The 9,308-nt window shown below is 72.2% G+C and carries 16 protein-coding genes and 2 pseudogenes; 14 read left to right on the top strand and 4 right to left on the bottom strand.

The window, feature by feature from the left end; all coding sequences use genetic code 11:
* The first annotated feature begins 79 nt into the window (after window positions 1–79).
* The gene (locus tag LRS04_RS09360; protein ID WP_257816126.1) at window positions 80–487 is read left to right on the top strand and encodes a MerR family transcriptional regulator; all 408 of its coding nucleotides are present in this window, start codon (window positions 80–82) and stop codon (window positions 485–487) included.
* Here the strand turns inward: LRS04_RS09360 and LRS04_RS09355 are convergent.
* Window positions 484–1,461: a LysR family transcriptional regulator gene (locus tag LRS04_RS09355; protein ID WP_308238106.1), complete on the bottom strand. Its 978-nt coding sequence runs from the start codon at window positions 1,459–1,461 to the stop codon at window positions 484–486. The genes LRS04_RS09360 and LRS04_RS09355 overlap by 4 nt on opposite strands.
* Between LRS04_RS09355 and LRS04_RS27785 the strand changes: the two are divergent.
* The 5 genes and pseudogenes from LRS04_RS27785 to LRS04_RS09330 form a co-directional block, all read left to right on the top strand.
* Window positions 1,361–1,678: pseudogene (locus tag LRS04_RS27785) on the top strand (hypothetical protein); the annotation flags it as partial. The gene LRS04_RS09355 and the pseudogene LRS04_RS27785 overlap by 101 nt on opposite strands.
* Before the next feature lie 41 nt (window positions 1,679–1,719).
* Window positions 1,720–2,820 (top strand): FAD-dependent monooxygenase, encoded by a 1,101-nt coding sequence (locus tag LRS04_RS09345; RefSeq protein WP_308238105.1) that lies wholly within the window; start codon window positions 1,720–1,722, stop codon window positions 2,818–2,820.
* Between the two features lie 4 nt (window positions 2,821–2,824).
* Window positions 2,825–3,166, top strand: a complete 342-nt coding sequence (locus tag LRS04_RS09340; RefSeq protein WP_257816124.1) for a nuclear transport factor 2 family protein — start codon at window positions 2,825–2,827, stop codon at window positions 3,164–3,166.
* Window positions 3,166–4,242: an ecdysteroid 22-kinase family protein gene (locus LRS04_RS09335; protein WP_257816123.1), complete on the top strand. Its 1,077-nt coding sequence runs from the start codon at window positions 3,166–3,168 to the stop codon at window positions 4,240–4,242. Before LRS04_RS09340 ends, LRS04_RS09335 begins: the two co-directional genes overlap by 1 nt.
* Window positions 4,243–4,351: 109 nt before the next feature.
* A complete protein-coding gene (locus tag LRS04_RS09330; RefSeq protein WP_257816122.1) occupies window positions 4,352–4,519 on the top strand; it encodes a hypothetical protein in 168 nt (55 codons plus the stop codon).
* Between the two features lie 364 nt (window positions 4,520–4,883).
* Here LRS04_RS09330 and LRS04_RS09325 read toward each other — a convergent pair whose 3' ends face one another.
* On the bottom strand, window positions 4,884–5,081 hold the full coding sequence (locus LRS04_RS09325; RefSeq protein WP_257816121.1) for a hypothetical protein: 198 nt from the start codon (window positions 5,079–5,081) through the stop codon (window positions 4,884–4,886).
* A 337-nt stretch (window positions 5,082–5,418) separates the two neighbouring features.
* Here LRS04_RS09325 and LRS04_RS09320 point away from each other — a divergent pair, with 337 nt between their 5' ends.
* The 8 genes from LRS04_RS09320 to LRS04_RS09285 all read left to right on the top strand — a co-directional run bounded on the left by LRS04_RS09320 (window position 5,419) and on the right by LRS04_RS09285 (window position 8,511).
* Window positions 5,419–5,877, top strand: coding sequence for a hypothetical protein (locus LRS04_RS09320; protein ID WP_257816120.1), 459 nt, complete (start codon window positions 5,419–5,421; stop codon window positions 5,875–5,877).
* A 54-nt stretch (window positions 5,878–5,931) separates the two neighbouring features.
* Window positions 5,932–6,318, top strand: coding sequence for a VOC family protein (locus LRS04_RS09315; RefSeq protein ID WP_257816119.1), 387 nt, complete (start codon window positions 5,932–5,934; stop codon window positions 6,316–6,318).
* A 109-nt stretch (window positions 6,319–6,427) separates the two neighbouring features.
* A complete protein-coding gene (locus LRS04_RS09310; RefSeq protein WP_257816118.1) occupies window positions 6,428–6,733 on the top strand; it encodes a hypothetical protein in 306 nt (101 codons plus the stop codon).
* A 224-nt stretch (window positions 6,734–6,957) separates the two neighbouring features.
* A complete protein-coding gene (locus LRS04_RS09305; protein ID WP_257816117.1) occupies window positions 6,958–7,401 on the top strand; it encodes a hypothetical protein in 444 nt (147 codons plus the stop codon).
* Window positions 7,402–7,426: 25 nt separating this feature from the next.
* A complete protein-coding gene (locus LRS04_RS09300; protein ID WP_257816116.1) occupies window positions 7,427–7,606 on the top strand; it encodes a hypothetical protein in 180 nt (59 codons plus the stop codon).
* Window positions 7,606–7,788 carry a DUF3606 domain-containing protein gene (locus tag LRS04_RS09295; protein ID WP_257816115.1) on the top strand — a complete coding sequence of 61 codons (183 nt, stop codon included), beginning with the start codon at window positions 7,606–7,608 and terminating at the stop codon, window positions 7,786–7,788. The genes LRS04_RS09300 and LRS04_RS09295 overlap by 1 nt, the downstream gene beginning before the upstream one ends.
* 87 nt (window positions 7,789–7,875) lie before the next feature.
* Window positions 7,876–8,037 carry a hypothetical protein gene (locus tag LRS04_RS09290; RefSeq protein ID WP_257816114.1) on the top strand — a complete coding sequence of 54 codons (162 nt, stop codon included), beginning with the start codon at window positions 7,876–7,878 and terminating at the stop codon, window positions 8,035–8,037.
* A 75-nt stretch (window positions 8,038–8,112) separates the two neighbouring features.
* Window positions 8,113–8,511: a DUF3597 domain-containing protein gene (locus LRS04_RS09285; RefSeq protein ID WP_257816113.1), complete on the top strand. Its 399-nt coding sequence runs from the start codon at window positions 8,113–8,115 to the stop codon at window positions 8,509–8,511.
* 14 nt (window positions 8,512–8,525) lie between these two features.
* On the opposite strand, the gene LRS04_RS27780 is transcribed toward LRS04_RS09285, so the two are convergent.
* Together LRS04_RS27780 and LRS04_RS09280 are read right to left on the bottom strand one after the other, a co-directional pair.
* The gene (locus LRS04_RS27780) at window positions 8,526–8,654 is read right to left on the bottom strand and encodes an SDR family oxidoreductase (protein WP_374575748.1); all 129 of its coding nucleotides are present in this window, start codon (window positions 8,652–8,654) and stop codon (window positions 8,526–8,528) included.
* Between the two features lie 76 nt (window positions 8,655–8,730).
* Window positions 8,731–9,261 (bottom strand): annotated as a pseudogene (locus LRS04_RS09280) (SDR family NAD(P)-dependent oxidoreductase); the annotation flags it as partial.
* Window positions 9,262–9,308: the final 47 nt, after the last annotated feature.

Raw genomic sequence — 9,308 nt, 5'->3', positions numbered from 1 at the left:
ATTGGACGGCTTGCCCTTAGAGGCCCAGAGTTCCATCCGCGAGACGTCGGGATCAGGCGTCCGTGAAGGGAAGGGACAGATGGAAAAGCTTCGGCGCATCGCGCCCTATCGCACCTACTCCATCGGGCAGCTCTGCCGGGAATTCGGCTGCACCTCGCGCGCGCTGCGCTTCTACGAGGAGCAGGGCCTGCTCGCGCCGCGCCGCAGCCAGATGCAGAGGGTCTATTCCTACAAGGACCGCGCCCGGCTGCAGCTCGTGGTCCGCGGCCGCAAAGTGGGTCTCACCGTCGCCGAGATCCGGGACATCCTCGACACCTACGACGCCGAGGGCGAGGAGGCCCAGAACGCGCTGGCGCTGAAGATCTTCAAGGCCCGCATCGCCGCCCTCGAGGCCGAGCGCCAGAGGATCGACAACGCCATGCAGACGCTCGCCCAGGCCTGCACCCGCCTCGACGGCGGCTCCCCCAGCCTCGGCCGCGCCGCCTAGTCCGAGGTTCCCACGAGCCGGGCCCCGGGATACTGGGCCCGCGCTTCCCGCCAGAAGAGTTCGGCGGCCGGGTTGCCGCCGCCGGCGGCGCGAACCAGCGCGAACTGGGTGACGACGTCCAGCCCCACCACCGGCCGCCGGACCATGTCCGGGTCCTGGGGGTCGCCGGTGTTGAACCAGCCCAGCGAGACCGCCGGCATCCGGAACTGCCGGCCATAGCGCTCCACCCCGATCGCGTGCGGCTCAGGTGGCACCACCAGGCGTGCGCCGCCGCCGCCCAGAACGGCGCGCAGGGGGCCGAGGATCGGGCTGCCGTGGGTCGCGCCGACCATGGCGATCGGCATGCCGGCCAGGGCCTCGGGCGGGATCGCCTCGAAGCCGGCCAGAGGGCTCTCCTTGGGCACCAGCAGCTCGGTGCGGCGCTCGCTCAGCACCATCCGCGGCAGGCTGTCGGGGAACATCACTTCGCCGATGGGCTCGGCCTGCCACTGGTCGAGGGGCACGGGCACGCCCAGCATCAGGGCCAGGTCCGCCTCGTCGCGCAGGAGCGCGCGCGCCACCTCCCGCTGCCACAGCGGCGAGACCGTGAACGGGATATCCGGATAGCGCTGGAAGAAGGCCTCCAGCAGCATCCGGCGTTCATGGATCTCGAGCGTGTAGAGCGCCGCCCCGAACACGACCCGCCGCTGCGGCCGGCCCTGCACCTCGGCCACGGCGTCGGCGAAGCGGTTGCTCTCGGCCAGCAGCGCGCGGGCGGGGGCCAGCAGCGCCGTCCCCTGGCCGGTCAGCATGACCCGCCGCGTGCTGCGGTCGAACAGGGAGAAGCCCAGCCGGTCCTCGAGCTGGCGGAGCTGGGCCGAAAGCGCCGGCTGGGTGACGTGCAGGCGCTCGGACGCCCGGCCGAAGTTCAGTTCCTCGGCCAGCACCACGAAGGCCCTGAGCAGGCGCAACTCCACGGCGTCGCGACGGTCCATCCAGACATTGATAAGCCCCGCCTATAGATGCACCAAGCCTATTGATTGGACGGCTAAGGGTTCCCGGTCCCAACCTTTCTCCAACGGCGGCGGCAGTCCGCGCGGGAAAGGAGTCGGGCGGGTGGCCGAGGCTTACGACCTCATCATCGTGGGCGGCGGCATCGGCGGTTCGGCCCTGGCCGCGGTCATAGCCCGCGACGACCGCAAGGTGCTGCTGCTGGAGGCCTCGGAGATCTACGAGGACCGGGTGCGCGGCGAGTGGATCGCGCCGTGGGGCGTCGCCGAGGTCCAGCGGCTCGGACTCTACGACCTGCTGGTCTCCGCGGGCGGCCACCACATCACCCGCCACGTCACCTACGACGAGACCCTGGAGCCTGCCCAGGCCGAGGCGAGCCCCCTGCCGCTCGGCATCTTCCGGGAGGGTATCCCCGGCCCCCTGGCCATCGGCCATCCGCACCACTGCCAGACCCTGTTCGACGCGGCGAAGGCCGCCGGCGCCCACGGCGTTGCGGGGCGTGCGCGTCACCCGGGTCCAGGCCGGCGCCGCCCCCCACGGTCGCCTTCGAGCACGACGGCCAGGCCCGCGAGGCGACCGCGCCCCTGCTGGTCGGCGCCGACGGCCGCGCGTCCATGGTCCGCGAGGCGGCCGGCATCCCCCTGCACCAGGATGCGCCGCACCACTGGTTCGCCGGCCTGCTGGTGGAGGACGCCCACGACTGGGATCCGCAACTCCAGGCGATCGGCACCGAGGACGATTTCGGCTTCCTGGCCTTCCCCCAGGGCGACGGCAAGGTGCGGGTCTACGGCGGCTATCCGCTCGACCAGGCCAGGCGCTTCAAGGGGTCCGACGGTCCCCGCCGCTTCCTCGACGCCTTCGCGCTGGCCTGCAGCCCGAAGAACGCCGCCCTGGTGTCCGGGAAGCCGGCCGGCCCGCTGTTCGCCTACGTCAACGCCGACAGCTGGACCGACGAGCCCTGCGCCCCGGGCGTGGTCCTGATCGGCGACGCCGCCGGCTGGAACGACCCGATCATCGGGCTTGGCCTCTCCATCACCTACCGCGACGTCCGCCTGGTCTCCGACATCCTCAAGGCCACGGACGATTGGGCGAGGGTCGACTTCGGCGCCTATGCCGAGGAGCGCGCCGAGCGGATGCGCCGCCTGCGGTTCGTCGGCCAGATCACCGCGGCCATCGACATGGAATTCGGCGAGGCCGCCCGCGCGCGGCGCCGCAGCCTGTTCGAGCGTTCCGCCGCCGACCCGGGACTGAAGGCGCACGCCTTCGCGGTCATGGCCGGACCGGAGAGCCTGCCGTCCGAGCTGTTCACCGACGCCCACCGCGCCCGCGTGCTGGAGGGCTGACGCCATGGACATCGCCGACTTCAACGCCCGCTGGCTGAAGGCCTGGACCGACAAGGACGTCGACCGCCTGGTCCGCTTCTACGCCGAGGGCTGCGTCTACAAGGATCCGCAGACCGCCGCTGGCCTCGAGGGCCGCGAGGCGCTGCGGGCCTACCTCACCGGCCTGTTCGCCGCCACGCCCGCCATGACCTACACGCCCGACGAGGTGTGGCCGATCCCCGGCGGGTTCTGCGGCCGCTGGTACTGCCGGATCGAGGGCGCGGGCCAGCTCCGCGGCTTCGACCTCGTGCTCCTCGACGGCGAGGAGATCGTCCTCAACGAAGTCTATGTGCACCCGCTTCCATGATGCTTCTGACCCGTCCCGACATCCGCCCGCCGGAGGCCATCGACGGCCCCTGGATGACCGCCGTGCTGAACGACGCCGGCCTCGACGTCCGCGTGGACCGGGTGACCGCCCAGCCGGTCGGCACCGGCCAGATCGGCGACAGCGTCCGCTTCCATCTGGAGTACGGCCGCAAGGGCCCGGGCGCCCCGGCCAGCCTGGTGGGCAAGTTCCCCGCCGCTGGGCCTGAGAGCCGCGCCACCGGCGTGGCGCTCGGCAACTACCTGCGCGAGGTGCGCTTCTACCAGCAGCTCGCCGCCGGCGCGCTCATCCGCACGCCGCGCTGTTATTTCGCCGAGGTGGACGAGCAGACCCACGACTTCGTCCTGATGCTGGAGGACCTGGCGCCCGCCCAGCCCGGCGACCAGCTCAGGGGCGTCACCCTCGACCAGGCCCGGCTGGTGGTCGTGGAGGCCGCCCGGCTGCACGCCTCCCACTGGGGCGATGCGCGGCTGGATACGCTGCCCTGGGTCTCGGGCTCCGCGGCCGCCCCGTCCGGCATGGTCACGGAGGAGATGGTCATGGCGCTGTGGGCGGGCTTCAAGGACCGCTACCGCGACCGCCTGAAGCCCCGCTGGACCGCGGTCGGCGACGACCTTGCCCGCCGGTTCAAGCAGCTCGGCGAAAGCTACGACGGCCCGCGCTGCCTGACCCACAACGACTTCCGCCCGGACAACATGATGTTCGCCACACCGGCCGGCGGCTATCCGGTCACGGTGCTGGACTGGCAGTCGTTCGCCTACGGGGCCGGCGCGGTCGACGTGGCCTATTTCCTGGCGGGCGCGCTTCCCGCGAAGACCCTGGAGCGCCACGAGCCCGAGTTGCTGGAGCTCTATCTCCGCACCCTCGAAGGCCTGGGTGTGAAGGGCTATCCCATGGCCGACCTGGAGCGGCACTACGCCCAGGGCGCCTACCTGCTGTTCGCCACCGCCTTCTTCGCCGCCATGATCGTGACCCGTACCGAACGCGGCGACCGCATGTTCCTGCAGATGCTGGGCTCGGCGGCGGAGCACCTGCACCGGCACGAGGCGGCGGGATAGCTCCGCCCAGGGAAGATCGGGCCGGAGGGGGGTTCCGGCGGGCCGGGCCGGCCTCCGTCTACCCCATTTGGGGGTTGAACCGTGGTGGCGGCTCGACTTTTTGACAGTCATGTCGCCAGCCGAGTACCGCGCCCAAGCCGTCGCTTTGCGAAAGCAAGCCGAGCGCTCGAGAGATCCAGCCGTCCGTGAGCAGATGCTTCTGATGGTGGCCGACTGGGAAAAGCTCGCCGCCGATGCGGAAGAGCTCGAACGCCGCCGCCGGGCGGAGAACGGCTAGCCCTGCCCTGACCGACACCCGACGCTTGCCGACGCCGCCGACGGGCCCGGCGCGACGCCAAGATCAGCATTTGTTACCCGGAGTAGGTACGGGCGTTGCAGACGTCGGGTAGCTCACATAGTGGGTCGCCCGATGCGAAGCGAACGGTACAGGGCGCAAGCGGAAGATGTGCGGCGCGAGGCGGCGCGGACCAGCGACCCCGTCGTCAAGGGTCAGCTGGAGCATATCGCGAGCCATTGGGAGGCTCTCGCCGCCAAGGCAGAGGCCGCCGAGGGGCGCTCGCCCCGCAGCACAGCCGAGGAAGATCGCTAACGGTCGCCGCTTCGGGCTGTCCGGCAGCCAGGACGTCGCCCCCGAGGACCGCTCAGAACGTTTCCCAGTCGGCTTCACGGGCGAGTTGCTGCTGGGCGGCGGTGAGGTAAAGGCCCCAGCGCGGTCCCCTCGACCCAGCCGCACCGGGCACGAACGAACCCTCGTAGTCGATGATCTCATCGGGGTCCCAGCCCTCGCCCGCGCACTGGCGTCGGGCCAGCGCTTGGGCGCAGGCTTCAACTTCAACCATTCGAGGAGTTGGGCTGAGAACTTTCAACCAATGGTAAACCCGCGCGCGCAGGCCCGGGTGGGGCCCGCAAGCCGTCGCAGGCGCCGACGCACCTCCTGACCGCCCCCGTCATTGCCGCCCCTGGTGTCCGGGTTCTCCCCGATGCCGCGGCCCGGCGCCGCGTGGAAGCTTCACTCCGACCTCAAACCCCGGAGGACCGGATGCTCCGCCTGCGTATCGCAGCCCCCTGATCGCCATCGCCCTCGCCGCGACCGCCGGCGCCTCCGCCCAGACGACTGCGTCCGCCAGCGCCGCGCCCAACAGCCTGAAGCGCTCCGAGGCGGTCAGCGCCACGGCGGTGATCAAGGCCATCGACCCGGCGACCCGCAAGGTGACGCTCACCCTGCAGGACGGCGAGGAGGTGTCCATGACCGCCCCGCCGGAGGTGCAGAACCTCGACCGGCTGAAGCCCGGGGACAGGATCGTCGCCACCTACATCCGCGCGACCGAGATCGTCATCTCGCCGGCCAGTGCGAAGACGCCCGAGGACGCCATCACCGCCGTCGAGGCCCGCGCCGAGAAGGGCGCCCAGCCCGCCGCCGGCATCGGCGGGACGATCACCGTCACCGGCCAGGTGACCGGCATCGACAAGGCCGGGAACACCATCAAGATCGTCAGCCCCGGCGGCGGCCAGGTGCACACCGTCGCCGTCCGGACCGCCGAAGGCCGCGAGCGCCTGAAGACCCTGAAGGTCGGCGACCGGCTCACCGCCCACGTCGCCGAGGCGATCCTGCTGGAGACCCAGCCGGGCGGCTAGCCTGCGCGGTCCCCCCGGCGCCATCCTCGCCGCCTCGGGTTCGGAGGCCAGGCGATGCCGGTGCTGGGAATGGGCGGCTACTTCTTCCGCGCGAAGGACCCCGCAGGCCTGAAGGCCTGGTACCGCGACCGGCTGGGGGTCGGCGGCGGCATGGGGACCGACGAGGATGGCCGGTCCGACGAGTGGGTGTGGTTCGTGGCGGGCGGGCCGATGGTCTTCGAGCCGTTCAAGGCCGACAGCGACTATTTCGCCGCCGACAAGCAGACCATGATCAACCTGCGCGTCTCGGACCTGGCGGGGCTGATCGCCAGCCTGGAAGCGGCCGGCGAGACGGTGATCACCAGGCCCGAGTGGGACGTGCCCGAGCTCGGCCGGTTCGCCCGGGTCCACGATCCGGAAGGCAACGCCATCGAACTCTGGGAGCCCGCCGCGCCGCCCTGACGCGGTGAAATGCCGCCCTTCCCGGGCGGGCCCGCCCGCGCGATGATCCGTCCGCTGGTGTGACGGGCGCCGGCGACGAACGACCAGACGCGCCCGGGAACTTGACGCCATGCAGCTTGACCTTGCCAACATGAGCGGCCGCGAGCTTCGCAGCCTGCTCGACACCGCCCGCGACCGCGGCCAGGCCCAGCAGTCCTACGAGATCCTGCAGGAAATGGCCCGCCGCCGGATGGACGAGCCGCGCCCGAAGCGGCGCTCGCCGCGGCCGGCGCCGCCCCGAACCGCACCTGATCACCATCGACCTCGGCGATCCGCTGGCGCCCAAGGACGAGACCTGGGACCAGCCCGATCCGCCCGCCGTTCCCGACGAGCCGCCGCTGGTCCTGGAGCGCGAACCGCCGCCGCCACGGCGTGAGCGGAAGCCGCCGGCCCCGCCGCCGCTGCCCGCCCTGCCCCGCCGCCGCAAGGCCCCGGTGGGCGTGTTCGCGGCCGGCGCCGTGCTGGGGATCGGCCTGGGCGCCGTGGCCGGCTTCGTGGGCGCGCTCGCCGCTGCGCCGCCACCCGCCCCGCTGGAGATCGCCGCCGTCGAGCCCGCGCCCCTGCCGGTCGGCGCCCCTCGCCCCGCCGCCGGCCGCCCCGGTGGTCGCCGAGCCGGCCCCGCCGCCCGCGCCCGCCGTCGACCCCGCCGCGGCGACGGCGGCGCCCGAGGGCCTGCAACTGGCCGTGGTCTCGCCCGACGCCGCCGACGTCTCCGACGCCGCGGAGGACGCCGCCGCCACGCCCGAGCCGAAGCCCGAGCCCAAGATCCAGAAGGCCGCCGCCGAGACCTGTGCGGCCGCCACGCCCGCCGACCGCGCGATCTGCGGCGACCCGGAGCTTCAGCGCCTGCAGAAGGACCTGCGCCAGGCCTATGCGGAAGCCCTCGAGGCCCACGCCGACCGCGCGACGCTCCGCCAGCGCCAGCTCGCCTGGCGCGAGGCCCGCAACGACGTCGACGACCCCGAGCGTCTGGCCGGCCTCTACAGCCAGCGGATCCGCAAGCTCGAGGCCGCCACCGCCGAGGCGCGGCGCCTGCAGCGCTGACCGCGACGCGTGCTACAGTGCGCGCATGACCGACGACGCACCTTCCAAAGACGCTGGCGAGACCGAGACGCCGATCCAGCGGGCGCTGCGCCTCAAGCAGGCCGCCATCGACGCCCGCCCGAAGCCGCCGCGCGGCGGGCGCTTCCAGCGCGAGCAGTCGGCCCGCGTGGCGTCCGGCGCCTCGAAGCCGTGGATGAAGAAGTGATGGCCGGCCTCAAGGACAAGCGCGGCTTCATCGACAAGGACCGCCTCGACCTCTCCGAGCGCAAGGCCGTCGAGTACTGGATGAAGCGCTGGGGCGTGACGAAGGACCAGCTCACCGCCGCCCACCGCAAGGTCGGCCGCCTCACCAAGGACATCGCCGCCGAGCTGGGGAAGAAGCGCTAGGCGGCCGGCTAAGTCGGGAACCCTACGGCCAAGGCTGCGCTTTAGCTCCGCATCGCGGCCACCCCGGCCGCGCAATCCGGAGCCACCATGTCCATCCTGGTCTTCGCCGTCATCGTCATCGTCGTCGCCGCCCTGATCGCCTGGGCGGTCCAGAAGCTGCCGCTGCCGTCTCCGTTCGGCACCATCCTCCAGGCGCTGATCCTGATCATCGCCGCCGTGGTCATCGCCCAGCGCGCCGGACTGTTCTAGAGCGCCGGAACGCCCCCCGCCGCCCGTCCGTTGTCGCCCGGCCATCAGGCGGGACAACGGACGGAGGCGCGACCCATGGGCATCTTCAGCTCGATCTGGAACAAGATTACCGGACACAAGCCGGCGGCCCCGAAGCCGCAGGCCGCGCCCCAGCCTGCCCCTCAGGCCCAGGCCGCTCCAAAGCCTGCTCCGGCGCCGGCCGCACAGCCCGCCCAGCCGGTGGACGTCGAGGCCATCCTCGAATCCATGGCGGCCGCCAAGGGCGGCGGCGGCAACTGGCGGACCTCCATCGTCGACCTGCTGAAGCTGCTCGACATGGATTCCAGCCTCGACGCCCGCAAGGAGCTGGCCGGCGAGCTCGGCGTCAACGCCGGGCCGCACGGCAGCGCCGAGCAGAACATCGCGCTCTCCAAGGCCGTCTGGAAGAAGCTCGCCGAGAACGGCGGCAAGGTCCCCGCCAGCCTGAGGGACTGACGTCCCGGGCGTCCTCAGACCTGGGCCAGGCCGCCGTCGGCGAACACCTCGCCGCCGGTCATGAAGCTCGAGTCCGAGGACGCCAGGAAGGCCGCCACGGCGCCGGTCTCGCTGGGCTCGCCGATGCGGCCGATCGGGGTCATCGCCCCCCAGCGCCTCGATGGCGTCGGCGCCCACCGCCTCGATCGCCAGGTCGGTGCGGGTGGGGCCGGGCGACAGCACGTTCACCCGGATGCCGGTGCCCTGCAGGTCCAGCGCCCAGCTCCGCGCCAGGTTGCGGACCGCGGCCTTGGAGGCGCTGTAGACGCTGAACGCCGGCGTCCCCATCGCCCCGGTCGTCGAGCCGGTGAGGATGATCGACCCGCCCGGCGCCATCAGGGGCAGGGCCTTCTGCACCGTGTGGATCAGCCCCTTCACATTGACGTCGAACGTCGCGTCATAGTGCTCGGGGGTCAGGTCGCCCAGCTTCGCCAGGGCGCCGGTCCCGGCATTGGCGAAGACGATGTCGACGCCGCCCCGCTCGGCCTTCACCGCCGCATAGAGCCGGTCGAGGTCGGCGGGTTCGGTCACCGATCCGGCCACCGCCCGGGCGCTGGGGCCGAGCTCGGCCACCGCCCGGTCCAGGGCGTCCTGCCGCCGGCCGAAGAGATAGACGAACGCGCCTTCCTCCACGAACCGCCGGGCCGCGCCCAGCCCGATGCCGCTTCCGCCGCCGGTGATCACCGCGGTCTTGCCGTCCAGCCTCTTCATGATGCGCTCCTTTGCTTGAGGTTGCCCTCAGCTGGCGGCGCACCCAC

This window comes from Phenylobacterium sp. J367 (assembly GCF_024699985.1).
Lineage (GTDB): Bacteria > Pseudomonadota > Alphaproteobacteria > Caulobacterales > Caulobacteraceae > Phenylobacterium.
This window is presented reverse-complemented; position numbering and strand designations above follow the sequence as displayed.

What these genes read in the sequence shown, in the direction of transcription:
- LRS04_RS09285 (WP_257816113.1), top strand. Translation starts at nt 8,113, where the DNA reads ATGGGCATCTTCAGCTCGATCTGGAACAAGATTACCGGACACAAGCCG.
- LRS04_RS09315 (WP_257816119.1), top strand. Translation starts at nt 5,932, where the DNA reads ATGCCGGTGCTGGGAATGGGCGGCTACTTCTTCCGCGCGAAGGACCCC.
- LRS04_RS09355 (WP_308238106.1), bottom strand. Translation starts at nt 1,461, where the DNA reads ATGGACCGTCGCGACGCCGTGGAGTTGCGCCTGCTCAGGGCCTTCGTG.
- LRS04_RS09325 (WP_257816121.1), bottom strand. Translation starts at nt 5,081, where the DNA reads ATGGTTGAAGTTGAAGCCTGCGCCCAAGCGCTGGCCCGACGCCAGTGC.
- LRS04_RS09335 (WP_257816123.1), top strand. Translation starts at nt 3,166, where the DNA reads ATGCTTCTGACCCGTCCCGACATCCGCCCGCCGGAGGCCATCGACGGC.
- LRS04_RS09295 (WP_257816115.1), top strand. Translation starts at nt 7,606, where the DNA reads ATGGCCGGCCTCAAGGACAAGCGCGGCTTCATCGACAAGGACCGCCTC.
- LRS04_RS09330 (WP_257816122.1), top strand. Translation starts at nt 4,352, where the DNA reads ATGTCGCCAGCCGAGTACCGCGCCCAAGCCGTCGCTTTGCGAAAGCAA.
- LRS04_RS27780 (WP_374575748.1), bottom strand. Translation starts at nt 8,654, where the DNA reads ATGACCCCGATCGGCCGCATCGGCGAGCCCAGCGAGACCGGCGCCGTG.
- LRS04_RS09290 (WP_257816114.1), top strand. Translation starts at nt 7,876, where the DNA reads ATGTCCATCCTGGTCTTCGCCGTCATCGTCATCGTCGTCGCCGCCCTG.
- LRS04_RS09340 (WP_257816124.1), top strand. Translation starts at nt 2,825, where the DNA reads ATGGACATCGCCGACTTCAACGCCCGCTGGCTGAAGGCCTGGACCGAC.
- LRS04_RS09300 (WP_257816116.1), top strand. Translation starts at nt 7,427, where the DNA reads ATGACCGACGACGCACCTTCCAAAGACGCTGGCGAGACCGAGACGCCG.
- LRS04_RS09360 (WP_257816126.1), top strand. Translation starts at nt 80, where the DNA reads ATGGAAAAGCTTCGGCGCATCGCGCCCTATCGCACCTACTCCATCGGG.
- LRS04_RS09310 (WP_257816118.1), top strand. Translation starts at nt 6,428, where the DNA reads ATGCAGCTTGACCTTGCCAACATGAGCGGCCGCGAGCTTCGCAGCCTG.